At 54.5% G+C, this 26997-nt stretch carries 22 protein-coding genes and 1 riboswitch; of the genes, 3 read left to right on the forward strand and 19 right to left on the reverse strand.

Going from position 1 to position 26997, the window contains the following annotated elements; genetic code table 11:
- Position 1 precedes the first annotated feature (1 nt).
- Entirely contained in the window at positions 2-493 is a 492-nt protein-coding gene (ilvN, locus tag G516_RS0109330; protein ID WP_028293428.1) for an acetolactate synthase small subunit, read from the forward strand.
- Positions 494-582: 89 nt separating this feature from the next.
- Here ilvN and G516_RS0109335 read toward each other — a convergent pair whose 3' ends face one another.
- Positions 583-825 (reverse strand): hypothetical protein, encoded by a 243-nt coding sequence (locus G516_RS0109335; protein WP_028293429.1) that lies wholly within the window; start codon positions 823-825, stop codon positions 583-585.
- Positions 826-997: 172 nt separating this feature from the next.
- Positions 998-1645 (reverse strand): 2-polyprenyl-3-methyl-6-methoxy-1,4-benzoquinone monooxygenase, encoded by a 648-nt coding sequence (gene coq7, locus G516_RS0109340; protein ID WP_028293430.1) that lies wholly within the window; start codon positions 1643-1645, stop codon positions 998-1000.
- A 146-nt stretch (positions 1646-1791) separates the two neighbouring features.
- Here coq7 and G516_RS0109345 point away from each other — a divergent pair, with 146 nt between their 5' ends.
- On the forward strand, positions 1792-3285 hold the full coding sequence (locus G516_RS0109345) for an AAA family ATPase (RefSeq protein ID WP_028293431.1): 1494 nt from the start codon (positions 1792-1794) through the stop codon (positions 3283-3285).
- 50 nt (positions 3286-3335) lie between these two features.
- On the opposite strand, the gene G516_RS0109350 is transcribed toward G516_RS0109345, so the two are convergent.
- The 7 genes from G516_RS0109350 to prmA all read right to left on the reverse strand — a co-directional run bounded on the left by G516_RS0109350 (position 3336) and on the right by prmA (position 13142).
- Positions 3336-5753 (reverse strand): hybrid sensor histidine kinase/response regulator, encoded by a 2418-nt coding sequence (locus tag G516_RS0109350; RefSeq protein ID WP_028293432.1) that lies wholly within the window; start codon positions 5751-5753, stop codon positions 3336-3338.
- 150 nt (positions 5754-5903) lie between these two features.
- On the reverse strand, positions 5904-7205 hold the full coding sequence (purD, locus tag G516_RS0109355) for a phosphoribosylamine--glycine ligase (protein WP_028293433.1): 1302 nt from the start codon (positions 7203-7205) through the stop codon (positions 5904-5906).
- A gap of 87 nt (positions 7206-7292) precedes the next feature.
- A complete protein-coding gene (gene purH / locus G516_RS0109360) occupies positions 7293-8924 on the reverse strand; it encodes a bifunctional phosphoribosylaminoimidazolecarboxamide formyltransferase/IMP cyclohydrolase (RefSeq protein ID WP_028293434.1) in 1632 nt (543 codons plus the stop codon).
- Between the two features lie 84 nt (positions 8925-9008).
- Entirely contained in the window at positions 9009-9323 is a 315-nt protein-coding gene (gene fis / locus G516_RS0109365; RefSeq protein WP_036535542.1) for a DNA-binding transcriptional regulator Fis, read from the reverse strand.
- The gene (dusB, locus tag G516_RS0109370) at positions 9320-10309 is read right to left on the reverse strand and encodes a tRNA dihydrouridine synthase DusB (protein WP_028293436.1); all 990 of its coding nucleotides are present in this window, start codon (positions 10307-10309) and stop codon (positions 9320-9322) included. Before dusB ends, fis begins: the two co-directional genes overlap by 4 nt.
- Before the next feature lie 278 nt (positions 10310-10587).
- Positions 10588-12168 (reverse strand): DUF3426 domain-containing protein, encoded by a 1581-nt coding sequence (locus G516_RS24955; RefSeq protein WP_028293437.1) that lies wholly within the window; start codon positions 12166-12168, stop codon positions 10588-10590.
- 80 nt (positions 12169-12248) lie between these two features.
- A complete protein-coding gene (gene prmA / locus G516_RS0109380; RefSeq protein WP_036535545.1) occupies positions 12249-13142 on the reverse strand; it encodes a 50S ribosomal protein L11 methyltransferase in 894 nt (297 codons plus the stop codon).
- 235 nt (positions 13143-13377) lie between these two features.
- Here prmA and G516_RS23865 point away from each other — a divergent pair, with 235 nt between their 5' ends.
- Positions 13378-13932: a copper chaperone PCu(A)C gene (locus G516_RS23865; RefSeq protein ID WP_051219176.1), complete on the forward strand. Its 555-nt coding sequence runs from the start codon at positions 13378-13380 to the stop codon at positions 13930-13932.
- Between the two features lie 75 nt (positions 13933-14007).
- On the opposite strand, the gene yacG is transcribed toward G516_RS23865, so the two are convergent.
- The 10 genes from yacG to G516_RS23870 all read right to left on the reverse strand — a co-directional run bounded on the left by yacG (position 14008) and on the right by G516_RS23870 (position 26964).
- On the reverse strand, positions 14008-14226 hold the full coding sequence (gene yacG / locus G516_RS0109390; RefSeq protein WP_051219178.1) for a DNA gyrase inhibitor YacG: 219 nt from the start codon (positions 14224-14226) through the stop codon (positions 14008-14010).
- Positions 14227-14280: 54 nt separating this feature from the next.
- Positions 14281-14883, reverse strand: a complete 603-nt coding sequence (gene coaE / locus G516_RS0109395; RefSeq protein WP_036535550.1) for a dephospho-CoA kinase — start codon at positions 14881-14883, stop codon at positions 14281-14283.
- Between the two features lie 2 nt (positions 14884-14885).
- Positions 14886-15785: a prepilin peptidase gene (locus G516_RS21835; protein WP_084644973.1), complete on the reverse strand. Its 900-nt coding sequence runs from the start codon at positions 15783-15785 to the stop codon at positions 14886-14888.
- Positions 15785-17017, reverse strand: coding sequence for a type II secretion system F family protein (locus G516_RS0109405; RefSeq protein ID WP_028293441.1), 1233 nt, complete (start codon positions 17015-17017; stop codon positions 15785-15787). Before G516_RS0109405 ends, G516_RS21835 begins: the two co-directional genes overlap by 1 nt.
- A 106-nt stretch (positions 17018-17123) precedes the next feature.
- Positions 17124-18821: a type IV-A pilus assembly ATPase PilB gene (gene pilB, locus G516_RS0109415; protein ID WP_028293442.1), complete on the reverse strand. Its 1698-nt coding sequence runs from the start codon at positions 18819-18821 to the stop codon at positions 17124-17126.
- 52 nt (positions 18822-18873) lie between these two features.
- Positions 18874-19326 carry a pilin gene (locus G516_RS0109420; protein WP_028293443.1) on the reverse strand — a complete coding sequence of 151 codons (453 nt, stop codon included), beginning with the start codon at positions 19324-19326 and terminating at the stop codon, positions 18874-18876.
- 82 nt (positions 19327-19408) lie between these two features.
- The gene (locus G516_RS25050) at positions 19409-19882 is read right to left on the reverse strand and encodes a pilin (protein ID WP_051219180.1); all 474 of its coding nucleotides are present in this window, start codon (positions 19880-19882) and stop codon (positions 19409-19411) included.
- Positions 19883-20599: 717 nt separating this feature from the next.
- A complete protein-coding gene (locus G516_RS0109430; RefSeq protein WP_028293444.1) occupies positions 20600-21871 on the reverse strand; it encodes a hypothetical protein in 1272 nt (423 codons plus the stop codon).
- A 15-nt stretch (positions 21872-21886) separates the two neighbouring features.
- The gene (locus G516_RS0109435; RefSeq protein ID WP_156879003.1) at positions 21887-24058 is read right to left on the reverse strand and encodes a TonB-dependent receptor plug domain-containing protein; all 2172 of its coding nucleotides are present in this window, start codon (positions 24056-24058) and stop codon (positions 21887-21889) included.
- 115 nt (positions 24059-24173) lie between these two features.
- Positions 24174-24421: riboswitch (cobalamin riboswitch) on the reverse strand.
- A 446-nt stretch (positions 24422-24867) separates the two neighbouring features.
- Positions 24868-26964 (reverse strand): sensor histidine kinase, encoded by a 2097-nt coding sequence (locus G516_RS23870; protein WP_169449515.1) that lies wholly within the window; start codon positions 26962-26964, stop codon positions 24868-24870.
- Between the last annotated feature and the right edge of the window lie 33 nt (positions 26965-26997).

Raw genomic sequence — 26997 nt, forward strand, 5'->3', positions numbered from 1 at the left:
CATGCGTCATATCATTTCTATCCTGTTGGAAAACGAACCAGGCGCCTTGTCCCGCGTAGTGGGCCTGTTTGCCCAGCGTGGTTACAACATCGAAACCCTGACGGTGGCACCAACCGAGGATGAGACCCTGTCTCGTCTGACCATGACCACTCACGGTGACGATCGCAAGATCGAGCAAATCACCAAGCAGCTGAACAAGCTGATTGAAGTGGTCAAGCTGGTAGACCTGTCCGAAGGTCAGCACATCGAACGTGAACTGATGCTGATCAAGGTGAAAGCGGTGGGTGCCCAGCGTGCCGAGATCAAGCGTACTGCGGATATTTTCCGTGGCCAGATCGTTGATGTATCGCCAAGCGTTTACACCATCCAGCTGACCGGTGCTACCGACAAGCTGGAAGCCTTTATTGAGGCGATTGGTACCGCTCAGGTACTGGAAACCGTACGTACCGGTGTCTCCGGTATTTCTCGTGGCGAGAAAGTACTGAGCATCTGATTGACGGCCTTCGGGCACTGACGGTCAGAACAAAAACCGCGTTTCGGGAGACCGGATCGCGGTTTTTTTATGGGCGAGGTTCCGGAATGTCAGGACTCTTCCTGGGTATCGCGCTCCAGAAAAGCAAAGGTCAGGAAAATACAGAAGAATCCGAACATAAAGACGGCGGCGTTGTTGTCCATCCCCAACATCAGCAGGCCAGCGATGATCCAGCCAGTTTTCACCTGTTCCAACCGGCGTTTATGGGTTTCAGTGCGAATCCATTGCAGGTCTGGGGTATCCGGCAGGTTAAATACCTGGCGCAACCATTGAACAGGGTTGGGTAATCTCATAACAGCCTCCGACAACAACTGTTATAAAAATAAGCCAGTCTTGTCGGTGCTGCCGGAGAAAGTCGTATTTTATCTAAACGTTGTGCGCTCTATAGCCAAAGGCTCTGACAAGCCTGACACCTTGCACTGCATCAGGGCAGATGCGGTGCTGGCGCAAGAAGAGAAGTTCGAGTTAAACGCGATAAACCGACTTGGTCATCACCTTGGAAATACCGGTCATGGCCAGCTTCACCGGGAATGGGAACTTGTGACCTCCGGCATCCAGTGCGGCGCTGGCGTGTTTGGATTCGTCTTCCAGCATTTGCAGCAGCACGGCCTTGCTCTTGTCGTCTTGGACTGGCAGCTCGCTCAGATGACGAGTCAGGTGGTTGCACACTTGCTCTTCGGTAGCGGCCACAAAACCGAGGCTGACCCGGTCGCTGATTTTGCCAGCTGCAGCGCCAATACCCAGCGACAAACCGTAAAACATCGGATTCAGCAGGCTGGTACGGCCGCCCAGCTCCTTGATGCGGTCTTCGCACCACACCAGGTGGTCGATCTCTTCTTCGGCGGCTTCTTCCATCGCATCGCGCACATCGGGCAGTTTGGCGGTCAGGGCTTGCCCCTGGTACAAGGCCTGGGCACACACTTCGCCCGTGTGGTTAATACGCATCAGTCCGGCGGCGTGTTTCTTTTCGGCATCGGTCATTTCAGCGGCGTCACGCTCACGTGCCGGAGTGGCACGGCTGGCGGTTGCTGCACCGGGCACCAAAGTACGCAGAGCCTGGTCACCACTGGTGATCAGACGGTCAAACAGGGAATAACGACGACGTTGCTTCATAAACACTACCTCACACGCGGGCCATCAAAACACATGCCCTTAAAACCAGTTGGCACAGTTTACGGCTTTCTGAGCCGACTTGCATGATTCCCGTCAGACTCAGATGCTAGGATGCTGGCTGTTGTGGATCGAAAAGAAGGGAACACATGCAAGACGTACATGATCTTTCGTTGATGCTGGAGCGCAAAACCCCGCTGCTGGTGATTGAAACCTGGGAAGAGCCTCGGGCGCTGGACTTGCTGACCCGGCTGGCGATCAAGCGCGGCAAGGCGATTCAGCAGTGGACACTGACGGATGGCCTGCGGCGACTGGGCTTTGGCGAGGAAAATGGTGTCGAACAAAGTGAAGACCCGGTGCGAGCGCTGCTGAGCATCAAGCAGCACAGTCAGGATGGCATTTGGGTGTTCTGCGATCTCCATCCTTTCATTGATGAACCCCAGATTACCCGGTTGCTGAAAGACATTGCCTTGCAGGCCGAAAGCAGTGGTAAAACCCTGGTGCTGATCAGCCATCAGTTGAAGTTACCCGCCGAGCTACAGCGCCTGGCGGCGCGTTTTCAGCTGCAAATGCCAAACGAAGAACAGTTGATGTCGCTGGTGCAGGAAGAAGCCCGTCATTATTCGGCTCATTCTGGAAAACGGGTGAAAACCGACGAACAAACCCTCAACAAGCTGGTGGCCAACCTCAAGGGGCTGACCTTTTCGGATGCCAGGCGGTTGATTCGTGGGGCGATTGTCGACGACGGTGCCATTACTCGCGACGATGTGCCGGAAATCAGCAAGGCCAAACTGGAGCTGATGGACATGGCCGGAGTGATGTCGTTTGAGTACGACACCGCCCGCTTCTCGGACGTGGCCGGCTTGTCAGCCATGAAGCAATGGTTGCACAGCCGCCAGCAAGGCTTTTTGACGGCGGATAACGATCTGCGCCCGAAGGGCATGATGCTGTTTGGTATTCAGGGTGGCGGCAAGTCGTTGGCGGCCAAGGCGGTGGCGGGTAGCTGGGGCGTGCCCTTGCTAAGGCTGGATATGGGCGCGTTGTACAACAAGTTCTTTGGGGAAACCGAGCGTAATTTGCGTCAGTCATTGCAGCTGGCCGAGCTGATGTCGCCGTGTGTGGTGTGGATTGATGAAATCGAGAAAGCAATGTCCGGTGACAGCAACGACAGTGGCGTTAGCCAACGGGTGTTGGGTGCTTTGCTGACCTGGCTGGCAGAGCATCAGTCGCGGGTGTTTGTGGTGGCTACGGCCAACAACATTCATGTGCTGCCGCCCGAGCTGATGCGTAAGGGCCGTTTGGACGAACTCTTCTTTGTGGACTTGCCATCGGCGGATGTTCGAGGCGAAATTTTTGCCATTCACCTCAAGCGCCGTGGCCAGGACCCGGATGCCTTCGATATGCCGTTGTTGGCGATTGCCAGTGAAGGGTTCTCGGGTGCGGAAATCGAGCAAGCGGTGGTATCAGCCTGGTATGAGCGCAGTGTGCAAAAGGGCTCAGAAGGGACGGACGGCGCATTAACACTGGATACCGAGTCCTTACTGGCGGCCATTCGTAACACCGTGCCTCTGTCGGTCACCATGGCGGAGCAGTTGGATGCCTTGCGCCGCTGGGCCGATGGCCGCGCGGTGCTGGCGGATTAATAGGCTGTAGAGAACTGTTCAAAAGCTCTTGGGCCCAGTTAGAAAGAAAACTAGTCCGACAGGCTTGATGGCCGGTCGGGCCGGTATTTCAATTCAAGCAACGCCCGCTTCAGGCGCTCGCCGCTGGCGGGCTTGCCGAGCAGGTGATAAATCCCCACTGCATGGGCGCTCTCCCGTACCGAACTGATGCTGAGGCCGGTAAGCATCAGCACACTCGGTTTGGGCGAGATGTTGTCGTCATCATTCAGCCGCTGCATCAGCTCCAGTCCGTTCATACCGGGCATGTCCTGATCGACGATGGCAGCATCATAAGGCTGGCCGGACTCGGCCATATTACGCATCATCGCCAGTGCTTCCTTACCACTGTGGGTGCTATCCACCCGGATGCCCCAGCGTCGTATCTGCTTGTCGATCACTTTACGCAATGAGGCATTGTCGTCGACGATCAAGACGCTCATGCCAATCAGACTGTCTTCACTGCCAGTGGCGGGCATGTTCTCGGGCTTTTCGGCTGCCATCGGAACATACAGGGTCATGGCGGCATCCTGATGGCCAATGCTTTCCAGCTCAATGCTGGCTTTCATGTAGCGTAACAGGCGCTGGGTGACGCTCAGATTCCAGCTTTGGCCTTCAGCGGGTTTGTCGTTATGGGCCAGTTGATCAACCATCACCCGCAGGTCATCCCGATTGGTGAACGAGCCGTGCAGGTGAATCTGGATCGAGACACTTTCCATCACACCGGATTTGCCGCTTTGAGGGCTGACATGGGTGCGCACTTCGCCGCGCTCGGCGTGGGACAGCAAGTGGGCGTAGAGATTATGCAGCAGGGTTTGCAGGCGATTGCGGTCGCCCAGTACTCGAACGGGAAGGTCTTCGGAGTGGTCGACAACCAGCTCGATTTGCTTGCGGTTGGCTTCCAGCTGGAAGTGCGACAGGCATTTGTTCAGCAGGTTAACCAGGTCGAAGGAGCGGGTATCCAGCTCCAGGTGATCGTCCTGAATCTTCGCCAGTACCGAAATCTCGTTGGCAACGTGAAGCATCTCGCGGCCAGCGTGAGCAATGGTTTCGGTGAAGTCGCGCTGGCTTTCGCTTAGTGGGGTATCGGCCAGTAGCTCGTTCATGCCCAAGACGCCGTTGATCGGGGTGCGCAGCTCGTGGCCAATTTGCGACAGCATGGCCGGCGATACCGTGATGCCACGGTTGATGGATTCCAGTGGGCGGTTGCGGCCGCTGTCCAGTTCAAAACTCACCAGCACCAGGGTGCAGGCAATGATCATGGGCAGTAGAACACTGAGCAGGTAGCTCCAACTGATCATGTCGATAACGTTCAGCTGGGTCAGTAGCAGGGCGGTGATGCCAAACGATGCCAGGCAGGTACCGGCCAGGAACCAATAGCGAGGACGTTGTTCCCGGGTGCTGCCAAAGGTCAGCAGCGCGGTCAGACTGTAGAGGCAACCAAGGGTGAAAATCAGGTGGTAGAAGTTGGATGTTCCCATGCAAAAGATTGAGAACACCAGATTGACCAGCAGTACCAGAGCGGCGCTCCAGCTCAATACCTGACGCATCAGGTTGGCGCGCTCACCAGACCAATCCAGAGTACGGGCGGCGGCGAATAATGAAGCAATGGATATTCCGACCAGCAAACCGGAGGTCATTTCCTTGGTGATCGGCGACATGCTCAGCATTTGCGCCAGCATTCCGGATTCATTGGCGACAAAGGCGGCAGCCATGACCGAGTGCAAGGCTGAAAAACCGGCAAAGCGTGACGCCCGGCTGAAGAACAGGTACAAAAAATACGCCGACGTTGCCAGCAGCCAGCCGATGATCAGGCCATTACGGGTAAAACGCCATTTTTCTTCAGCGCGAAATTCTTCTGAATTCGAGAGGGTAATGCTGCTGCTCTGGAAGCCCGAAGGCGTGACTTTCAGCAGGTAAGTATTGGTGGTCAGGCCGGCTACGTTAATCAGCAATGCGTGTTGGCGGTCGTAGATATTGGGGTCGGATAGCAGTGTCAGTGAATCGTTGCTGTGACCGTTGCGTGAGTGCTGGTAATGGGACGGCTGATCGTTTGAGCGGCGGTCGTTGCTGACATTGCCGAATAGCACCGCTTCGAGCAAGCGGGCATTTTCCAGCGTCACTACGCCGGAGTGAGCTTCCCGGAACGGGTTGTGAATCGACAGGCGTAGCCAATATTCACTGCTTTTGTCGCCCAGTCGGAGGTCGTCACTGTGGTTGGGTTCAAACCGCAGTTGCACATCCCGGGACTGAATATTCACCGGCGCGTCGTCCGCTGCAACTTTCAGAACCGCAATGTATTCGCCCAGTTTGTGGCGGTAATTGCCATCGGACAGCATCACTGGGCCAATGGCCAGTGCGGCGGGGACGAACAGGATGTTCAGTAGCAGGCACAGCGACCATTGCCTGTGGCGCTTCAAGGCATTCTTCAACATACCCATCAACACAGCCATGACTACACATTCTCCCTGTTCATCGTCCAACGGTCAGCAGTGGTGAATCTTGACCGGGTGGTTTGAACCCCGGAGCATACCAGAAGTCTGGTTGCTCCGGTGGGACAGTCTGTCAGACAGCTATCCCGGCGCGGTCAGATCCGGACAGGATCAGGACTTTTGCTCACGCGCGATGGCGCGGTAGCCGATGTCCTTGCGGTAGAACATGCCGTCCCAGCTGACTTTGGCAGTCAGTTCGTAGGCCGCTTGCTGAGCTTCGCTAACGCTGTTGCCCAGTGCGGTGGCACACAGTACACGACCGCCAGCGGTCAGTACGTCACTGTTGTTGTCAGTGCTGTCGGCCAGCTTGGTGCCTGCGTGGAACACCTTGCGGTTGTCACCGTCGTTAGCTGGCAGGGAGATCACATCACCCTTGCGGTAGTCGGCCGGGTAGCCGCCAGCAGCCAGTACCACGCCCATGGAGGCACGGGAATCCCAGTCAGCCACTTGGCTGTCCAGTTTGCCTTCCAGCGCAGCCAGGCAGTGAGCAACCATGTCGGATTTCATGCGCATCATGATTGGCTGGGTTTCAGGGTCACCGAAACGACAGTTGTATTCGATCACTTTTGGCGCACCGGAAGCGTCGATCATCAAGCCAGCGTACAGGAAGCCCGTGTAGTCGTTGCCTTCAGCAGCCATGCCGTTAACGGTTGGGTAGATGACTTCTTCCATGATGCGGTCATGGATTTCCTGAGTCACAACCGGAGCCGGGGAGTAAGCGCCCATGCCGCCAGTGTTCGGGCCGGTGTCGCCGTCGCCAACGCGCTTGTGATCCTGGCTGGTGGCCATGGTCAGCACGTTTTTACCGTCAACCATGACGATGAAAGAGGCTTCTTCACCGGTCAGGAATTCTTCGATCACTACGCGACAGCCAGCATCACCGAAGGCGTTACCAGACAGCATGTCTTTCACGGCTTCTTCGGCTTGTTCCAGTGTTTCGGCAACGATCACGCCTTTACCAGCGGCCAGACCGTCGGCTTTCACCACGATAGGCGCGCCTTTCTCACGCAGGTAAGCTAGTGCTGGCTCAACCTCGGTGAAGTTCTGGTACTCAGCGGTCGGGATTTGCTGGCGTGCCAGGAAGTCCTTGGTGAAGGCCTTGGAGCCTTCCAGCTGAGCAGCGCCTTCGGATGGACCAAAGATTTTCAGACCAGCGGCCTGAAACTGGTTAACCACACCACCTACCAGCGGCGCTTCTGGGCCAACGATGGTCAGGCCAACGCTGTTTTCTTCGGCAAACTTCTGCAGACCGTCGAAATCCATCACGTCGATGGCAACGTTTTCCATGTTGTCTTCACGGGCAGTACCGGCGTTGCCCGGAGCAACAAAAACCTTCTCTACCAGTGGGGATTGCAGGGCTTTCCAGGCCAGCGCATGTTCGCGACCGCCACTGCCGATTACCAATACATTCATTTGTTTCTCTCTCGAAAATTGTCGAGGGTCGGGAGTCGGGTGTCGGGCGCATGGCACCAGACTCCAGACTCCAGACTCCAGTCGTGCTTAGTGACGGAAGTGACGCATACCGGTGAATACCATCGCAATGCCCGCTTCGTCGGCAGCAGCGATGACTTCTTCGTCACGCATGGAGCCGCCAGGCTGGATGATTGCCTTGATACCGGCTTTGGCTGCGTTGTCGATGCCGTCGCGGAACGGGAAGAAAGCGTCGGATGCCATCACCGCACCTTCAACCTGCAGACCGGCGTGTTCCGCCTTGATGCCAGCGATACGGGCAGAGTTCACGCGGCTCATCTGGCCTGCGCCCACACCGACGGTTTGACGGTTTTTACCGTAAACGATGGCGTTGGATTTAACGAACTTGGCCACTTTCCAGCTGAAGATCAGGTCGTGCAGTTCGGCTTCGGTAGGTGCACGCTTGGTCACCACTTTCAGGTCATCGACGGTGATCATGCCGTTGTCACGGGACTGAACCAGCAGGCCGCCGTTAACACGTTTGTAGTCGAGGTCGGCAGCGCGTTCGGCTGACCACTGGCCACATTCCAGCAGACGGACGTTTTTCTTGGCTTCAACAATCGCAGCGGCTTCAGCGGATACTTTCGGCGCGATGATCACTTCAACAAACTGACGATCAACGATGGCTTTGGCGGTTTCTGCATCCAGTTCGCGGTTGAAGGCGATGATGCCACCAAAGGCGGATTCGGTGTCGGTTTCGAAGGCCAGGTCGTAGGCTTTGCGGATGCCACCGTCTTCTTCAGGAACAACCGCAACGCCACATGGGTTGGCGTGCTTGACGATCACACAGGCTGGCTTGGTGAAGGATTTCACACATTCCAGAGCGGCGTCGGTGTCGGCGACGTTGTTGTAGGACAGCTCTTTGCCTTGCAGCTGCTTGGCAGTGGCAATAGAGGCTTCGGCCGGGCTGGCTTCTACATAGAAAGCGGCTTTCTGGTGTGGGTTTTCACCGTAACGCATGTCCTGCGCCTTGATGAACTGGCTGTTGAAGGTTTGCGGGAAGTCCGCACGGCCGTCGGTGCTCAGTTCGTCTGCGGTTTGATCGATGGTGCCCAGGTAGTTGGCGATCATGCCGTCGTAAGCCGCGGTGTGCTCGAAGGCTTTCAGCATCAGACCAAAACGGGTCTTGTAGCTCAGACCGTTGTCGGCTTTCAGTTCTTCAATCAGGGAGCCGTAGTCGGAAGCGTTTACCACGATGGCAACATGAGCGTGGTTCTTGGCCGCCGAGCGCACCATGGTCGGACCACCGATGTCGATGTTTTCAATCGCCAGTGGCAGGTCGCAATCCGGACGGGCAACGGTTTCAGCGAACGGGTACAGGTTCACTACCACCATGTCGATCGGGTTGATGCCGTGCTCGGCCATGACGTCGTCGTCCTGACCACGACGGCCCAGAATGCCACCGTGAACCTTTGGATGCAGGGTCTTGACGCGACCATCCATCATTTCCGGGAACTGGGTGTAATCAGATACTTCCACCGCTGGAATCTTGTTGTCGCACAGCAGTTTGTAGGTACCGCCAGTGGACAGGATCTCTACGCCCAGCTCGTTCAGCTGTTGGGCGAATTCAACGATGCCGGTTTTGTCGGAAACACTGATCAGGGCGCGGCGAACCGGAGCCTTGACGGATTGATCGGGAGCGGAAGAAGCGCTGATGCTCATATTGGGCCTTTTTGAGAATCGGATTCAGAAAAAACAAAAGCGGCCAAAATAGCCGCTAAAGAGTTAAAAAGGGTGCTTGCTGCCTTACAGCATGCCGTACTGTTTCAGCTTCTTGCGAAGGGTGCCACGGTTCAGGCCCAGTACGATGGACGCTTTGGTCTGGTTGTCGCGGGTGTACTTCATTACGGTTTCCAGCAACGGCACTTCAACTTCGGACAACACCATGTCGTAAATACCAGCCACGTCCTGGCCGTCGAGTTGATCAAAGTAGTTTTGCAGGGCTTTTTCTACGCTGTCACGCAGGGTTTGGCTGGATTCAGCCGGAGTTACCAATGGGATGTGCTGTTCTGCGGGTTCGGTCACTGTATCAACCTTCTTGATGTAAGCTTGGGTGTTCATGCTGCAATTTCCTTCGAATTCCTGAGTTTCAGGAAAAACTGACGAACGGATGCTCCTTGTTCGTCGGTCGATTCCAACTGGTTAAACTGGCGCCGGAACTCGGTTGCTCCCGGCTGTGTGGCCAGATACCAGCCAACGTGCTTGCGGGCGATGCGCAATCCAGCGTAGTCGCCATAGAAGTCATACAAGGCAGTCAGGTGGTGCAACAGGGTGGCTTCAATATCCGCCAGTAACGGTTGTGCCGGTTCCTTGCCTGTTGCCAGAAATTCATTGATCTGACGGAAAATCCAGGGGTTGCCCTGGGCTGCCCGTCCAATCAGTACACCGTCGGCTCCCGTGAATTCCATTACTTCGACCGCCTTCTGGGGCGTGGTAATGTCGCCGTTGGCAAACACCGGTATGGATACCGACTGTTTCACGGTGTGGATGGTGTCGTATTCAACCGTATTACGATACGCACAAGCGCGGGTTCGGCCATGAACCGCCAGTGATTGAATGCCAGCGTCTTGCGCCAGCGCGGCAATGATCGGGGCGTTCTTGTGTTCAACGTCCCAGCCGGTACGCATTTTCAGCGTGACCGGTACATTCACTGCTTCAACCACTGCGTGCAGAATTTCTTTCACCAGCCCTTCGTCTTTCATCAACGCCGAGCCAGCTGCCTTGTTGCATACTTTTTTGGCAGGGCAACCCATGTTGATATCAACAATGTGAGCGCCTTGTTCCACCGTAAAGCGCGCGCATTCGGCCAGCGCTTCGGGTTCACTGCCTGCAATCTGAATGGCGACCGGTTCCGGTTCGCCTGTGTGATCCAGGCGCTGCATGGACTTGCGGGTATTTCGCAGGTCCGCATTGGCAGCGATCATCTCACCAACCACCAGACCGGCACCCAGCTTGCGGCACAGGCGTCGAAACGGAAGGTCAGTGACCCCCGCCATAGGAGCCAGAACTGCAGGGCTACTGAGCGTGTAAGGTCCGATTATTGGCATGGATTCAGATTGATCAAAAAGTGTGCGGAAAAAGTCGCGGTATAATACTCGTATGGATTGGCTGAATAAAGACCAACCAGCGGTTTATATGGCAATTTTTTTACAGCAATAAGGGTCTTCAGCGGGGCTGGATTGTGGTTGGCTGGAATTGCGCTGACGCTGCGAAAAACAGCGGTTTTGTCAATACGAATCTGTAGAAAATTGTGGGGGTGGTTTTGCGCTTGTTGGGCTTTTGCTCCGGTCCCAAATGGCCGGAGCAGTTTGCTCTTGAGGTAGTTTTATTCCTGATTCGCAAGCAGGTTCACAGCGTAGCTGACCGCTTCCTGACCGGGATCGATGATTTCCAGAGCAACGTGAATCGGCGTCTTGCTGGGCATTAACTGTTGCCCGGCGGCTTCACCCGACAGGTATTCATCCGGGTGGAATACCCGGCTGGCGACGGTGTTTTCGTTAAGGTCGGTAAACTGCAATGACAGATCCGGGAACGGTTGCGAGAACCCTTTGTTGTTCACCAGCAACACATCCACCACCAGAGCATTGGCCAATTCCGGGTGAGAGCGTACAACAAGGTTGCGGGTGGTCATGGCATTGACGTCCTGAACACTCGGTAGAACGCAACCGGACACCTGACAGACAACCTGATACACCGGTCGCCACTGTGGGTCTTTGGCCCAGTTCTGGAAGTTGAAAAACAACACCTGACCGGCAAACAGCACCAACAAAACCACCGTTGCCAGAGTAAACAGCGTGTTGTTCTTGTCGGCCCGTTGGCGGGTTTTTAACGCCAGTGGCGTTGGCTGCAAGTTGCCGGTTAACGCCTGATGACGAGCCGAAGAGGCGGGTTCTTTTTCATCACCAGGCTGATCTTCAGCCAATTCAAAATTGATACGAGAGGAATCAATGCGGCTGGATCTGGCATGCAATGGCAGGGTTTTCGATTCATCAACCAGCGAGTCGGATGTTACGGCATCTGCGGTTTGGGTATCGCGAGACCTAGCGTTGAGAGTCGAGCTTGCTGCGGTCTTCCCCTGGCCTGTATGACTGCTGGTGTTACCGGCGTTGATGTCGCTTGCGTTGATGTTACTGGCGGCACTGCCGTCTGATTTCGACGGACTGCTTGAACCAGACGACTCTGACGCTGACCCCAGCCCAAGCTCTCTTTCAATATGGGCCGGTGTATCGTCATCCAGCAGTGCTTTGGCCCAGGCTTCGTCGTCTTCATCCTGATCGTCTTCAATATCATCAAGACTGTAGGCGTTGCCATCGACGATTGTGGACGACAGTGAGCTGTCGTCTGCCACGCGATCAATCAGGTTATCTTCCAGATCAATCACGGAAGATGGCTTCGGGCGTTTTAATTGATCCGGTGTTCTCAGGTTGTTGTCGGAGTAGGGGTCGTCAGCAATTTCGTCGTCTTCCAGATCCATGTCGTCGTGGATCAGAAAATCGTCATCGTCGATGGACGGTTTGCTGGCCGCAGCGCTACCGCGCTGTTTCTGTTCCTTTTTGCGCAAGGCTTCGCGGGTAACTGGCTCGTCAGCAATGAACTCGCCCGGGTCGAGTTCGTCGCTGAGGCCGGCTTTGCTGTCTGGCTCATCATCGGCGGCTGCACCAAACATGCTGTCGAACAGCTGGTTGGCGTCCACCTCTTGTTGGCCTGCAATATCAAAACTGGTGTCATCGGAGGTTTCAGCTGTGGTTTTGCGTGTCAGGCTGTCTGCGCTGACCAAATGCTCGGTGCAATTGAACACCTGCAAACAAGAGCCGCAACGAACCTTGCCGCCAGCGCGGCTAAGGTGCTCGTCACGAACGCGAAAACTGGTTTGGCAATGTGGACAGCGCGTAACGTGCGTGGCCATGCAAATTCCCCTGAAACAACCGATTCAATAAATATTTGGATAGTGAGCAGCGAGCGTTCAACCCCGAAGGGTCAAAGCCGCTACTTTCTGATACCGGATAGCATAACCCAATCTTCCATTTGCTTGGGGGCATTCATCACAAACCATTCGCTATAGGTAGCAATTACTTCGTCGGCCTGATGTGCCAGCAAACCGGAAAGCGCCAGTTTACCGCCGGAACGTGTCAGTTCTGCGAGGGTTGGGGCCAATTGTTGCAGTGGGCCCGCGAGAATATTGGCCACCGTCAAATCGGCTTTTACCACAGGTGTGTCCTGGGGCAGGTAAACATCAAACAGCTCATGGCCGAGACCGTTGCGGTCGGCATTGTCGTGGGTGGCGATCAACGCCTGGGGGTCGATATCCACACCAATCATTTTGCTGGAACCCAATAGCAGGGCAGCCATGCCCAGAATGCCGCTGCCACAGCCGTAGTCCATAACCAGTTCATCACCTTCGACGGCCTGATCCAGGTACTGCAAGCACAAGGCGGTGGTTGGGTGGGTACCGGTGCCAAATGCCAGACCCGGGTCGAGCATCAAATTGGTGGCGTCGGGTTGTGGTGGCTTGCACCAGCTTGGGCAAATCCACAGGCGCTCGCCAAACTGCATGGGCTTATAGCTGTCCATCCAGGCGCGAACCCAATCCTTGTCTTCAACCTGCTCCCATTTCAGTTCCGGCTGTCCCTGGCCACCTTCGACCGCAAACATCAGCGGAAATTGCTCAAGGGTTTGTTCGGTGTCTGTATCGGCGGTAAACAGACCAATGATCAGGGTGTTATCCCAAATCGGGGTGGTGCCCAGTTCTGGTTCCAGAATGGGTTGATCGGCATCATCCTGCAAGGTGACGGAGACAGCACCCAGTGCCAGTAGTGCATTTTCGGCCGCTTCGACCTGGTGTGCTTGTGCCTTGATCCGCAGTTGAACCCATTGACTCATTGATATGCCTGATACGTTGGAGGGATTGATGGGCGGCGAGTTTGCCGAAAAAGCCCGAAAGCGTCCAGTTTGTGGTGGCCGACAGAGAGTGCGACAACCAGCCGCACCCATTTCCGCTATGACCTTGACCGCAATGGAACACTTTTTCGCCATTACCGTTAATAATAGCCAAAACGAACCGTGTGTATTGCTGGTTGAAGCTGGTGAATAAGCGGCGAAACCAAGGAGAAACAGGATGATGAGATTGAAACCGGTGGGTTCCATGGCGGCCATATTACAGGCGCTGGCACTGGGGCTGTGCTGCATAGGCAGTGCCAGCGTGATGGCACAGAACACAGCGCCTGCTGGCGACGTGGTGTCTCACGGAGGCCGGGCGATCTCGGCAGAAAGCCCGATGGTACGGCAGCCTATTCCAGGCAAGACCATGACCGCGGCTTTTATGGTGCTGAAGAATCACACCGATTCAGATGAAACACTGACGTCGGCCAGCGCCCGCTGGGCAGGGCGCATTGAACTGCATACCCACAAACATGAAAACGGAGTGATGAAAATGCGTCAGGTTGACAGCATCAAGGTACCGGCCAATGGTTCGGTGACCCTGCAGCCCGGTGGATTGCACCTGATGATCTTCGACGTGCAGCAGCCGTTACCAGCAACGGTGGGTGGCGAGTTGCCGCTGGAGCTGTGTTTCAGCAAATCCGGTTGCCTTTCATATCAGGCAAAACTGGTCGATCTGCGCAACATGGTGATGCCGGGCAAAGAAGGTCATCATCAGCCGATGGCGATGTAAAAGGCCTGTAAATCAGCTTCTTGGCTCAGTGTCGCCCTGTCATCCAGAGCGGGCACTGAGTTTTTCAGAGGGGTCTTAAAAGTTATCAAGATCGCCGGACATTACATCGTTTTCCATCGATGAACCGGGGATTTTATGGCCTTCGCTGGCCCACTCACCCAGGTCGATCAATTTGCAGCGTTCCGAGCAAAAGGGGCGGTCTTTATTTTCAGACTTCCACTCAACTTTTTTCTGGCAGGTTGGGCAATCGACCAGAGTGACGGCATCGTTAGCAGGTTTGGATAAATCGGTCATGATGAATAGATACTTTAACGGTTGATCTGACAAAGCCTACCGCTGATTGGCGTTTCAGTCAGCCGCTTGTTGAAGGTAGTACTGGTGGAGTGGCAAAAGCCGCTGGTGCAATTGTGCCACTGTGCCGGTGTTTTCAATCACGTCATGCGCGTTGGCGCAGCGTTGCTCGCGGGGCAATTGAGAAGCGATGATTTTACGTATTTGATCTTCGCTGTTTTGATCTCGGCTTGCAGCCCGTTGCAATTGAACGTCTTCGGGAACATCAATCACCAGGGTGCGAGTGGTTAACGCGTGTTGGTTGGTTTCAAATAGCAGGGGAGACGCCAGCACCACATAAGGACTTTTGGCCGCTTCCAACTGGTCAATAATACGTTGGCGAATGGCGGGATGGGTAATGCTTTCCAGCGCTTTGCGTTGTTCCACATTATCGAACACCTGCTGACGTAGCCAGGGGCGGTTCAGGCTGCCATTCTCCAGCAGGCTCTCCGGGCCAAAGTAGTCGACAATGGCTGTCAATGCCGGTGATCCAGGTTCAACCACTTCACGGGCGACGATGTCGGCATCAACAATCACGACACCCAGACTGGCCAGGTAATCCGATGCTGCGGTTTTTCCGGAGCCAATACCGCCAGTAAGCCCAAGTACCCAATTTGCCATGGTCAGAACTGACCCAAATAGGCGGCCATGATCTGGTCACCCCACAGGGCTGCAATCCAGCCTGCCGCAGCCAGGTAAGGGCCAAATGGGATCGGCAGGTTTTTATCGCGTCCCAGAATCAGGATGCCGGCGATGCCGACCACAGCACCAACCGCAGACGACAACAAAATAATCAGCAACAGCTTTTGAAAACCCAGCCAGGCGCCGAGGGCCGCCAGCAATTTGAAATCGCCAAAGCCCATGCCTTCTTTGCCGGTGACCAGCTTGAAAATCCAGAACACCGACCACAGGCTCAGATAGCCTGCAACGGCACCCCATACGGCAGAATTCAAATCGGTAAACAAGCCAAAGCTATTGGCAACCAGCCCTAGCCACATTAGCCCCAATGTCATTGAGTCGGGCAAAATCTGATGGTCTATATCAATGACTGACATCGACACCAGCAGCCAGGTAAACAGCAGCATGGCGGCCAGCTGCAAGCCCCACGGAAACATAAACACCAACACGGCACTCATAAGAGCTGTGACCAGCTCAACCGCCGGATAGCGCCATCCAATGCGGGTGCCGCAGCCAGCGCATTGGCCTTTTAGCATCAGAAAGCTGAGCAGAGGGATATTCTGCCAGGCTTTTACCGGTGCCTGACACTTGGGGCAATGAGAATCCGGCTTGACCAAATTGTAGGGGGTACTCAGGTCGTCTAGCGCAGGGTGTTTCGGCAGGCTGTCTATGTCTGCGCATTCCTGCTTCCAGCTGCGAAACATCATGATTGGCAGACGCAAAATCACCACGTTCAAAAAGCTGCCAACCAGTAAAGACAAAACAGCAACGGAAGCCAGCTGCAAGGCCCAGTGGGAACCGAGCCACTGGGTCAGGGTTGAAATGGGGGCCAGAAAATCCAGCATTACATTGCGTCTCCCATCTGGAAGATGGGCAAATACATAGCGATGATCATACCGCCAACGACGACACCCAAAAATGCCATGATCAGGGGCTCCATCATGGCAGTGAGGCCGTCAACAGCGCCGTCTACTTCGGTTTCGTAATAACTGGCAGCTTTATCGAGCATGGTATCCAGAGCACCGGATTCTTCGCCGATACTGGTCATTTGAATCACCATATTGGGAAATACGCCGGTGGCGCGCATGGCAAAGTGCATTTGCTGGCCAGTCGATACCTCGTTCTTGATTTCCAGGACCGCGTCCCTGTACACCTTATTGCCGACTGCACCGGCGACAGAGTCAAGAGCTTCTACCAAGGGCACACCAGCGGCAAATGTGGTGGAAAGAACTCGTGAAAAGCGAGCGACAGCCGCTTTATTCTGAATATTGCCCATAACGGGAAGTTTCAGGGATAGTCGATCGACTTGGTCTCGGAATTTTTGAGAAGTCTTCAGGGCATACTTGAAAGACATAACGGCAATTACAATGATGCCGAAGATTATGTACCAATAAGCCTGCATAAATTCAGATAGATCAACTACCATTTGAGTCGGTGCAGGAAGCTCTTTACCAAAGCTTTGGAACATACCTTCGAAGGTGGGAACCACCTTGATCAGCAAAATCGCGGTTACGACAGCTGCAACCACAAGTACCGTGATTGGGTAGCCCATGGCTTTTTTGATTTTGGATCTGAGTGCTTCAGACTTCTCTTTATAAATCGCCACCTTGTCGAGCATGGTTTCCAGTGCACCGGACTGCTCACCGGACTCCACCAGGTTACAGGTCAGTTCATCAAAGTGTTCCGGATGCTCTTTCAGTGCTGAAGCAAAGTCATTACCTGCGGCGACGGTGTCACGCAGTTTAAAAATCAGGTCTTTCATGGCCGGGTTATCGACCCCGTCGGCAACAATTTCAAACGACTGCACCAATGGCACGCCAGCCTTGATCATGGTGGCCATCTGGCGGGTAAAAAAACTGATGTCGGCCGATTTGATTTTTTTATTTTTGGCGGAACCACCACCAAGACCAAACAGAGGTTGCGGTGCACGCTTTACCTTGTCAGGCTGAATGCCTTGCTTGCGCAGTTGGGCTTTAACCATGGCCATGTTGTTGCCAGACATGGTGCCATTCATCTTCTGGCCGCGTTTGTTTACGCCGGTCCAGGTAAATTCAATGCTTTTGGCTTGCTTGGCCATGGTGAAAACTGCCTCTACCGCTTATCCGGGGGAGCTGGCTGCCCACGCGGAGGTTGATTCGTCAGATATTTCAAATTTTGAAGAGGGTAATCATACCCTGTTCTGATTAATCCGTTGTGACTCGATTCGCTTCTTCTATGCTGGTAACCCCTTGGGCGACTTTCATGAGCGCCGAAGTGCGCAAATCGTTAAAGCCTTCGTTACGGGCCACATCGGCAATTTCAATGGAGTTGCCACCTTGCATGATAATACGTGAGAGGGCATCGGTGATTTTGACCACCTCGTAAATACCCACTCGGCCTTTATAACCGCCCTTACATTGATCGCAGCCAACGGGCTGATAAATTTCTGCGGTTTCCAACATGTCCTTGGTAAAACCAAGGTCCAACAGGGCTTCTTCCGGGATATCCGCGGGTTGTTTGCAGCTTTTGCATAAACGACGGGCTAGTCGCTGGGCAATAATCAAGGAGACCGAGGTGGCAATGTTGAACGCGGGTACGCCCATATTGGCCAAACGGGTAATGGTTTCCGGGGCGCTGTTGGTGTGCAGGGTGGATAACACCAGGTGGCCGGTTTGTGCGGCCTTGATGGCAATGGAGGCGGTTTCCAGGTCCCGAATCTCACCCACCATGATCACATCCGGGTCCTGACGCAGGAAAGAACGGAGGGCCGCAGCAAAGTCGAGGCCGACCTTGGCGTTAACGTTCACCTGGTTAATGCCTTCCAGGTTGATTTCCGCCGGGTCTTCGGCGGTGGAAATATTGGTGCCTTCCTCGTTGAGAATATTCAAACCGGTATACAGGGACACGGTTTTACCGGACCCCGTGGGCCCTGTTACCAGGATCATGCCTTGCGGCTTCGACAGCGCATGCATATACAGGTCTTTCTGGGCAGGCTCGTAGCCCAGCATATCAATGCCCAGTTGTGCTGAAGACGGATCGAGAATACGCAGTACGATCTTTTCACCAAACAGGGTGGGCAGGGTGTTAACCCGGAAATCGATGGCCTTGGATTTGGATATCCGCATCTTGATACGGCCATCCTGAGGGATGCGGCGCTCGGAAATATCCATCTGCGACATGACTTTCAAACGAGCAGCAATTTTACCGGTAAGAGAGGCCGGCGGGTTGGCGACTTCGTGTAGAACACCATCGGTACGGTAACGCACACGGTAGCGCTTTTCATACGGCTCAAAATGGATATCCGATGACCCCATTTTGATGGCATCCAGCAGCATTTTATTCACAAAACGCACGATTGGCGCGTCGTCGCCGCTGTTGGCATTGGTCGCTGTTTCTGCTTCCTTGTCGGCGGCATCCGGGTCTTCCAGGTCGACATCGTCCAACTCTGAGCCCAGATCATCCATGCCAGAGTCTTGGGCATTAATCAGCTTTTCTACCAGGGCCTCGAGTTTATTGTGTTCAACAATGACGGGCTCGACGTTCAAGCCGGTGCTGAATTTAAAATCGTCCAGCGGCTGAATCTGGGTAGGATCGGCTTGGGCAACGTACAAGCGGGAACCGCGAGCCATCAAAGGCACCAGACGGTGCTTTTCAATTAATTCTATGTTGTTTAATTCTTCCGGAATGGCTTCGGTATCAAAAGCACTCAGATCCAGCAGTGGCAAGCCAAATTCTTCTGACGCTGCAAAAGCGATTTGTGCAGAAGGTACTTTGCCTGATTCCGCGGCAAGTTTTACGAACGGAATCCGTTGTTCGTTGGCATCCTGAATCAGTGATTGCAGTATCTGTTCGTCAATACCTGTAGCGACAAGACGTTTGGGAATACCTGTTAATACGGCCATTGCAAAAGTAACCCGGAGCTAAAAATCGTTTGATATTACGCGGTAAGCGGCGTTAACGCATCCTTGGAACGTGACTCAATTCAAGCGTACCAGCAGTTGCTGCCCAGGAAACCCTGCCTGAAGAATCGATGGTAGGTACCAAATAATAGGTTTTATCAGCGATTGGATCGGGAACGCCATCGCTTGTAGATGCAAATGTGATCAGTAATTGTCCATTGGCTTCAATTGCGATACTGGCAACATTATCGGCTGCATAATCCTCGGGAGTGGAGGATACGCCAGAGTAGCCTGTCAAATCTGATGAGGTGGCAGGTAGCTCAGAATAACGGGCGGCGTATTCAGTGACATGGTTTTGCAGCGGTCTTGCAACAGACAAGGAATTGGTTGTTTCCGTTCTGAGGATATATTCGTTGTATTGAGGGATGGCGACGCTCGCCAAAATACCGATGATGGCGATGACAATCATCAGCTCAATGAGGGTAAAGCCTTTTATATTGTTATTCATCTTTCGTTACCTGTAGTTACTGCAATACCTTACTACAAATAAAAAAGCCCGCTAACTAGCGGGCTTCAGCCAAGCACTCTAATTACTGTACTTTAGGCAGGTAGGTAGTGTCGATGGCGGTTGAGCCTGAAGTCATGTCGGCACTGTCGTTAGAGGAGGTCCAGGTAATAACGCCATTGGATGCCAGTGCTGGAACCAGTGCGTAAGAAGTACTGGCAATTGCAGATGGAGCGCCAGAGGTCATGGTGATTGTCAGGTTGGCGGTGGTGTCAGCGACTGCGATGGTCGCTACGTTACCAGTTGCGTGGTCTGCTGCAGTGCAGGATACGCCGGTGTATTCGTTCAGGTTGGTACAAGCGGCAGGCAGTGCAGAGTAACGGGCTGCGTATTCGCTAACAGCCAGCTGCAGCGGGCGAGCAGCAGCCAGAGTATTGGTAGCATCAGTACGCAGGGTGTAGTTCTGGTACTGAGGGATAGCTACGGAAGCCAGAATACCGATGATCGCGATTACGATCATCAATTCAATAAGGGTAAAACCTTTTTGAGCTGATTTCATGGGAAGTCTCCACTCTCTAAAAGTTGGCGGCCAGTTAGCTGGCTACCGTTTAATTTGTGTCGGCGCAGTAGGGTGGTTTGTCTTGGTGACAAAGCCGTTAAAGCGGCATGAGAATTTGGATTCTATTGAGGGGGTGAATCCAAATTCGCCTGCTCTGCTTGGTATAAGCCAGAGTCGTGCCAATTTTTTGATATCGTGAAAAAGCCCGATATTTGTGACGGCGTTGGCATTTTGACGCCGTTATTCATTCGTTTATTACTTGAGCAAAACGATTGGGTTAGACGGCAACTGAGTCAAAGTGACAAATTTTGTCACCCGTTATGGGCAGGGATGGTGGTGGTGTCCAAAAGTGTCATCGTAAGTGATTTGGAGTTTTTTCCGGTCTGCCTGGCAACGTCGGGTATTCGTAGGTAACAGAATCACTCTGTGTAGGTTGAATAAACTCAGATAGCGAGTGTCATTTTTCGTTGCGGGCGAGCCGCCCGCACTCCCGGATGCTAAGCCATATGGGGTTTTTGCAGGTTACAGCTGTATCGGCAGCAAGCTACCTCCCACAGCCAAGTCAGCCTCTATGGGGAATTGCGCGTTTAAACGGAATGTAGGGAAGGGGCATGCCCCATCCATGCGGCGTCGCCGGAGTGCAAAAGCGGAAGAATCAGAATGCGCCATCGGACGATGGCGCGGAAGGGCTAGGGGCTCGGCCAGAGCCCAGAGCGCTTATTCAGCGTTGAGGATTACAACTTTACGTGGCAGCAGGTTCAGCTCTACGTATTCGTTGTTTTGGCTGTTGGTGTCGGTGTCCAGTACCAGCAAGCCCGGGTTATCGCTGTTGGCGACGCCAACCCACAGACGGTCTTCGCTGTCGCTTTCCAGGTCGGTTAGGGTCAGTTCGTCGTTGCTGCCCAGTGTGGTGTCGCTGTTCAGGCCAGCGGTGATATCAACCAGAGTGGCTGCGTCGTCAGACGTTGGGTCGATCTGGTACAGGTAGTTGTTGAGAGTGGTGCCGTATCCCTGCTCTAACGCAACAGTGAAGTACACCAGGTTGTCGTTCACCGGTTCTACGTCGCCAATGTGATATTGAATGACTCCAGCTTCGCTTTCTGCGTTGTATTCAGACAGGTTGCTGTCTGTATCGCTGATCAGATTGGTTACGGCGTAGGTAGTAGCGTCTACCATGTCGACGCCGGTACCCGTGTTGCTGCCATATGGGCCGTGACCTGAAACGAACAGAATGCCGTTTTCAATTTCCAGCGTCATTGGGTTGGTGATGTTCAACTCAATGCCGTTCAGGCCATCGGTGCTGGTGTCGGTATCGATTTCTTCCATGCTGGTCAGGTCGATGGCGGCGATGTAGGCCGTCATTGGTGCCCAGTAGGCGTCCAGGCGCTGCATTACCACAAACAGGGTGTTGTTGTAGATCACCGCATCGGACATGCGTGGGTAGGTTGCGCCTTCTACGGTGTAGGCAGACAGATCAACTTCTGCCAGCTGGAATTCTTCAGCGGTTGTGGCATTCGGGTTGATCTTCAGAACGGAGCTGCTGCCGTAACGAACGACCCAGGCTGCGTCATCGGATTCGTGTACCACTGTGTATGGATTAGAGGTGCTGTCTGACTCGGTTTCGTTGACGGAATATTGCCAGTCGTAGTCGCTACCGCCAGGTGTGCTACTGATATCGAAGTTACTTACCAGACCATTGGTTCGATCGAGGTAGTACAAGCTGGAGCGATTACCTTCGCCAGCGATACCAAAGTTGGTTTCAGTGGTACTCAGGACGGTGTTGGTCGATGTGCGCAGATCGGTAACGTTGCCATACACCAGTTCAGAGCCGCTGTAGTCTGAGGCCGTCGTAAAAGCGGCAAAGGCTTCGCCAGTAATCGCAGTGCGCTTGTTGTCATCATCATCACTACCACAGGCAGTCAGCAGCATGGAGCTGGCGACGGCGCTGGCCAGCATCAGTTTTTTGGAAAGCAGAGCATCAAAAGACATGAGGGATTCCTTGGTTTAGTAATGACAGGTCAGGTACAGATTCCACTCCCGGGCGGGGGCGGGTCTGCTGCTGAAGTCGGTAAATTCGTGGTTAAAGAGATTTTTTACCCGCAGGCCAACGCTGGACTGGCTAACCCAGTTGCCCAGCGTGCCGGTATCACGGCGGATATTCAGGTTCCAGAGGTTGCGGTCTTCGCCGCTGACGGTATTGCTGCGGTCCAGATAAATATCGCCAGCCAGTTCGTTTTCGAGGCTGATGTGGGTCGCCTGATTCACGCTTTGCCACTGCAGCTTGCTGAGCAAGCGCTGGTGGTAAATGGAAGGCAGTTGTTTGTTGTCGTACGACTTGGTGTCGCTGCTACTGGTGCTGGAATAGTGGCTGCCAGCCAGCGATAACTGCCAGCTTCCAAGGGCGGATTGAGTGCCACCAAAACGGCTTTTCAACTGCCATTCCAGGCCTTTCATGATGGCATCGGCGCTGTTTTCGTAACGACCAGACCCGGTTGATGGGTCATATACCACGACGATGGTGTTCTCCAATTGGCGTCGAAATACGGTGACAGCCAACGACGGTTGCGCGAACACATCGGCTTCAATATCAAAGCCTGCGGTCAGGGTGCGGCCCAGCTCCGGGGTCAGATCGGCGTTGCTACGGGTCATGCCCTGGTCGCCGAAGCGCTCATACAGGCTGGGGATACGCAGGGCGCGCTTCCAGTTCAAATGCACGCTGCCGAAGCTGTGTTCCGATACAAACGCCTGCTTGATGGATGCGGTGGTAGACGGCCATTTGATGGTGGATTCGCCGTCGCTGCTGGAGGTGCCTTGCAGGGTTCTGGCCATCGAGGTTTGTTGGTGATGAGTCGATGCCAGCGATAGCGTCAGATTGTTGTTCTGCCATTCTACCTGTCCGCCGGCTTGCCATTCTTGCAGCCAGGAAAACTGATCGCATTGGCTGCCCAAACCGTTGCAGTTGTCGCTGTTGCTGAGTGGGCTGCTGTAACGGCTGGCGTAGGTCTGTTCTTTGCCCTGGGCTTGTAAAGTGAATAACCAGTGTTCCCAGCCTGTTGCCGCTTCGCCAAACTGACTGCTCAGCGAGGCTTCGGTGTTCTGGTAACGGTAGTGGTCGTCGTTGGTGGTGTAAGAGAAGATCGCCAACGGGTCTTTGTAGGCCTGACGTTCAAGGGAATGGCTCAGCGACCAGCTTTGGTACCAGTCGCTGCCCCAGTGGCCAGACAAACGCAGGCCATGTTGTTTGCTGGTTAACAAGGCGCGGTTGCGTGTGGAGTTGCGCGCATATTGCGGCAGCTGTTTTTCGCGGTCTTGCCACCAGGCTTGTATTTGAGTGCTGTTGAGGCTGGCGGACACGTCAATGCGGTCCTTGCGGAACGCCGCGTTGTTGAGGTCTTGCTTAACGTAAAGCTGGCTGGAGTTTTGTGGATTTGGGACTGCGTAGGAATAGTTGTTATCGCTTTGCTGGTGGTCGACGCTCACCGCGATAGGCGTGCCCAGTACATTCGCCGAGACGTTCAGGTTGGCCGACAAGGTGCCGTAACTGCCTGCGCCCAGTTGCAGCTGTTGGCTGGACTGGTCGGCGTTGCGGGTAACGATGTTAATCGTGCCGCCAATGGCTTGATCGTTGGTCACAGAGCCGTCGCTGCTGTCACTGGCGCTGGTGATGACGTCGATGCGTTCAATATTGCTTAGCGGTATATCCGCCAAATCGTAGTGGCCAAATTGACCGCTGTTTTGCAGAACGCCGTTTACCAGCACGCGGGTCTGGTTGGTGCTTGCCCCCAGGATCGACACCAGCACCGGGTCGCCCATGCCGCCCAATGCCTGCACCTGAACGCCGTTCAAAGACGCCAGAAACTCCCCCAGATTGCGGTAACCATCGGCCAGTTGGCTGGCATCAAAACTACGCAGCTGCTGGCTTTCAGTGATGGAGCGGCCGTAGACCACTATCTGGTCATCTGTGGTTTGTTCATCTGTGGTTTGTTCATTAAGGGTTTGTTTATCGCTGATACCGGACTGTGTCTCTGAGGTGTTGTTCGACAGAGTTTCACCACGGGAAGAATGCGGCAGTACCGCCAGCATCAGGCCAATGACCCACAAGGCGGAAACCAGCATATTCTTGATGATAAATACCAGACTGGAGCGTCGGGAAATTGGGGCCGTGGGTGAATTCAATCCGATGTCCTTGCAAGGGAGTTACTGCGGACGGGATTGTGGGAAAGGAACGACGAAGCACCAGAGCGCAGACGGGCTCCGGCAGGCTTGACTACTTTCCCGTCGCCCTCCGCAACGTCAGTATTCCAATCAGGCCGGTATCCGGGCTGACGACCAGAGCCTAAGGGCTCGGCAACAACGCCTTCCCGCTGGTTAGAGCAGTGGCTGCAAATGCGGCTGGCATCGCGGTTGTTGCTTGGGTCGATCACCGTTGCGGGGGCAGCGTCGGAATGCCTGGCAGTCGCCAAGGGAACCGAACTTCCCGTTTAACCCTGAAAAACTGGTTGTGTTTTGTACAAGGGCACCTGATCAAGCGCGGAAGAGTATAGGGAAGGGGAAAATTGGTCAAGAAATGGCGGTGGAGTGGTAGAAATGGCCGCAGTGCGTCGGTGTTTGATGATGTAGTAGGGTGGGATATATCCCATCTGTCCGGCGAAGCCGGATAATCGCAGGCAAGCCTACTCCTACAGCTCGTTGACATATGGCGAATGTGGGAGCGAGCTTGCTCGCGAATAGCCCATCGGCAGCAAGCTACCTCCCACCGCCATATAGAACGCCCACGAGAACTTGAAGGATAATCGCAGGCAAGCCAGCTGCTACAGCTCGTTGGCATTTGGTAAATGTGGGAGCGAGCTTGCTCGCGAATAATCCATCGGCAGCAAGCTACCTCCCACGTATGTGTGGGGGGAATTTCAACATGGCCGTGTCAGATGGCAGCCGCTGCGCGTCTTTATCTGACCTACATCTGCCTGACAGAATATGGCCTGAGCTTATTTGCTGATTGGTAGTTTGACGATAAACCGTGCGCCGTGGGGATCGGCGTGGCGGTAGAGCATTTGGCCTTTGTGATGGTTGGTGACGATAAAATACGACACCGATAGTCCAAGGCCGGTGCCTTCTCCAACTTCCTTGGTGGTGAAAAACGGTTCAAACACGTGGGCAACTTTGTCGGCTGGAACACCGCTGCCGTTGTCTTCAACGCTGATGCTGACCAAATCGCCGTTGCGCCAGGCGTGCAGGCGAATCACAGGTTTCCAGTCGGGTTCGTCGTCGGTGTGGTATTGCGACAGCGCTTGCAAGGCGTTTTTGATCAGGTTCACCAACACTTGCTCGATTTCGCCGGGAATGGCGTTTACCGCAGGCAGGTGGTCCATTGGGCTGTGTTGTAGTTCAACGTGGCGGAAGTTGAGATCGGATCGTGCGATGTTGATGGCGTTGTCGATCAGGTCGCTGACGCTTTGGCTTTCCAGCATGGCGTCGTTCTGGCGGGAGAAATTGAGCATGCTTTCAATAATCGCAGCGGCCCGTTCTCCGGCGTCTTTTATATGGTCCATCATCTGGATCACATCGCGTTGCCGCAGGTACTGCTCCAGCGCCAGTAAATCCAGCCCAAGGGATTCCGCCGTGCGTTTGTTGGCGGGCAGTTGGCCCAGCAGGCGGCGTCGAATATTTTGCAGGTTTTGCAAAATAGCACCCAAGGGGTTGTTGATTTCATGAGCCATGCCGGCGGCCAGTCCGCCGACGGTGAGCATCTTTTCCGACTGCACCATCATTTCTTCCATTTTCAGGCGCTGGCGAATGTCTTCCAGACGAATTACCGCAACGGCCTCGTCACTGTTGTCGAGGGCGTAGGCGGTGACTTCGGTTTTTAACTCTTGCTCGATGCTGTTCAGCGTCAGGTGCTGCTGGGTTAGCGGCTTACGGTCGGTTGGGTGGTCTGAGCTGTTCTCCGAAGAGCCATTAGCGGGGTTGGATGAGCCTTCAGCGCCGTTGTAAGAGCCATCAGGGCTATCTTCATGCTGAGCATGAACTTGCTGTATGTGGGCTCGTCTGGCAATCGTGCCCAGCACCGTCCGAATAATGTCATCCAGTTCGGGAATAAAGCCGTTCAGTGGCTGACCCAGTTGCACACCAGGATGACCGGCTTCACCGGCAGGACGCTCGGATTTCAGCAGTGCGGTTTTCAGCAATTCTTTGCCACGGCGGTTGTACTGCAACAGATTGCCGTGCTGGTCGACCGAAAACAGTGCAAAGGGAATGGCGTTCAGAATGGCATCCAGCAAACTTTTGGTGTGGCCCAGCTGTCGTTCCATGGTGGAGCGCACGCGGATTTCTTTCTCCAGGTCGTCGTTCATGCGAGCGCTTTCCTGTGCCAGCAGGGTGGCCCGCTGGCGAGCGCTTTCGGCCTGCTGGTGAGCGCGGGCAAGGTCAAAATTACGTCGGTGCAGGTGCCAGTAAAATTCGTTCAGACTTTCGACCAGTGGCTGCAGGTCCGGGTCTTCGGCCCGAAACTGGAACGAAGCGTCTTGCTCCAGCAGCTGAATCCGGTCGAGCTGTTTTTTCAGGTCGTGATACGGGTATTGCTGCCAGCGCCGAATCAGCACATACAGCAAAAACATCAGCAGCGAGCTGATCGAGCCAATAATCAGCAGGGTGCTGATGGTTTCCGTCAGAAAATACAGCGGCAGGGCTCGAGCGTTGGCGATAACAATTTCGTAGTCGTGGCCTATGGTGGTGAACGCGTGGCGGTGTATTTGCAGGCGTTCAGTGTCGATGTTTGGCCCTTGAACAGCCGGTATCTGGATCAGCAGTTGGTCGGTGTTGTCGTGCAGTTGAATAGATGCAATCCGCGGGTGCTTGATGAAGTCTTCCATTAACTGCCGCACGGCCATCAGGTCGGGAGGAGAGATGACCAGCTCTTTTTCCATCGCATTCAGCAGCAGGCGGTTGAGCTCGGGTTCCAGATGGTTGCGGCTGACCCGGTCTGCCGTCATCAGGAACGCCACCGCCGACATCGCCAGCACAATCACCACGGCAACGATAATAGCGATCATGGTTTTGCGGCGCGGCAAAATCTCGGAACGCAAATCGTCTGCAGCGGGCAGGCTGTGCGACAGCGT

The sequence above is a fragment of the Oceanobacter kriegii DSM 6294 genome, from assembly GCF_000422845.1.
Classification (GTDB): Bacteria; Pseudomonadota; Gammaproteobacteria; order Pseudomonadales; family Oceanobacteraceae; genus Oceanobacter; species Oceanobacter kriegii.

Coding starts and splice junctions, on each gene's coding strand:
- ilvN (WP_028293428.1), top strand. CDS start 2: ATGCGTCATATCATTTCTATCCTGTTGGAAAACGAACCAGGCGCCTTG.
- pilB (WP_028293442.1), bottom strand. CDS start 18,821: ATGGCCGTATTAACAGGTATTCCCAAACGTCTTGTCGCTACAGGTATT.
- G516_RS0109335 (WP_028293429.1), bottom strand. CDS start 825: ATGAGATTACCCAACCCTGTTCAATGGTTGCGCCAGGTATTTAACCTG.
- dusB (WP_028293436.1), bottom strand. CDS start 10,309: ATGCCAATAATCGGACCTTACACGCTCAGTAGCCCTGCAGTTCTGGCT.
- G516_RS0109420 (WP_028293443.1), bottom strand. CDS start 19,326: ATGAATAACAATATAAAAGGCTTTACCCTCATTGAGCTGATGATTGTC.
- G516_RS0109350 (WP_028293432.1), bottom strand. CDS start 5,753: ATGGCTGTGTTGATGGGTATGTTGAAGAATGCCTTGAAGCGCCACAGG.
- yacG (WP_051219178.1), bottom strand. CDS start 14,226: ATGACCGATTTATCCAAACCTGCTAACGATGCCGTCACTCTGGTCGAT.
- G516_RS23865 (WP_051219176.1), top strand. CDS start 13,378: ATGATGAGATTGAAACCGGTGGGTTCCATGGCGGCCATATTACAGGCG.
- coaE (WP_036535550.1), bottom strand. CDS start 14,883: ATGGCAAATTGGGTACTTGGGCTTACTGGCGGTATTGGCTCCGGAAAA.
- G516_RS0109430 (WP_028293444.1), bottom strand. CDS start 21,871: ATGTCTTTTGATGCTCTGCTTTCCAAAAAACTGATGCTGGCCAGCGCC.
- fis (WP_036535542.1), bottom strand. CDS start 9,323: ATGAACACCCAAGCTTACATCAAGAAGGTTGATACAGTGACCGAACCC.
- purD (WP_028293433.1), bottom strand. CDS start 7,205: ATGAATGTATTGGTAATCGGCAGTGGCGGTCGCGAACATGCGCTGGCC.
- G516_RS0109405 (WP_028293441.1), bottom strand. CDS start 17,017: ATGGCCAAGCAAGCCAAAAGCATTGAATTTACCTGGACCGGCGTAAAC.
- coq7 (WP_028293430.1), bottom strand. CDS start 1,645: ATGAAGCAACGTCGTCGTTATTCCCTGTTTGACCGTCTGATCACCAGT.
- G516_RS0109345 (WP_028293431.1), top strand. CDS start 1,792: ATGCAAGACGTACATGATCTTTCGTTGATGCTGGAGCGCAAAACCCCG.
- G516_RS25050 (WP_051219180.1), bottom strand. CDS start 19,882: ATGAAATCAGCTCAAAAAGGTTTTACCCTTATTGAATTGATGATCGTA.
- G516_RS21835 (WP_084644973.1), bottom strand. CDS start 15,785: ATGCTGGATTTTCTGGCCCCCATTTCAACCCTGACCCAGTGGCTCGGT.
- G516_RS24955 (WP_028293437.1), bottom strand. CDS start 12,168: ATGGCCACGCACGTTACGCGCTGTCCACATTGCCAAACCAGTTTTCGC.
- purH (WP_028293434.1), bottom strand. CDS start 8,924: ATGAGCATCAGCGCTTCTTCCGCTCCCGATCAATCCGTCAAGGCTCCG.
- prmA (WP_036535545.1), bottom strand. CDS start 13,142: ATGAGTCAATGGGTTCAACTGCGGATCAAGGCACAAGCACACCAGGTC.